Here is a 522-nt window from a genome sequence, read left to right as displayed (position 1 = left end):
ACGACTATTCCCGGCACGACCAGCGGCGAAAGAATGAGAGCCGTCGCAACGATGCGTATAGGTCGAGGCAAGCGGCCAATGCCGATCGCGGCAAAGGTTCCGAGTGTGGTCAAAAGCGCCACGACAACTGCAGCGACCCACAGGCTAAGCCAGGTTGCGTCCAGCCAATCAGAATCGCCGAAATAAGCCTTATACCATCTGAAGCCAAAGGCCGGCGGTGGGAACGCAAGATACGCCGCCGACGAGAAGGAGAGCACGAACACCACAACAATCGGAAGAGCAAGGAACAACAGGATAAGCGCAACGATCAACGACGGCACGATGCGAACAGCACTCATCACTTGCTCATCCTAAAGGCGTTGCCTACGCCAGGCAGGATCTGCGCAATGGCGACCAAGCCAAGCGCGGTCGCGAGCAACAACATGGAAAGAGTGGGCGGCATAATCCCAATGGAGTTGATCGACCTGCTGGGCAATCAGCATCGAGAGCGTGATGTCACGCGAGCCGCCCACCATGGCCGGT

The 522-nt window shown here is 57.9% G+C and carries 1 protein-coding gene; it reads right to left on the bottom strand.

The window, feature by feature from the left end:
* Positions 1-338: ABC transporter permease (locus RAD10_RS41475; protein ID WP_461621981.1), on the bottom strand; the 338-nt coding region annotated here is incomplete at its 3' end.
* Positions 339-522 lie beyond the last annotated feature (184 nt).

Source organism: Bradyrhizobium sp. 23AC (assembly GCF_054863025.1).
This window is presented reverse-complemented; position numbering and strand designations above follow the sequence as displayed.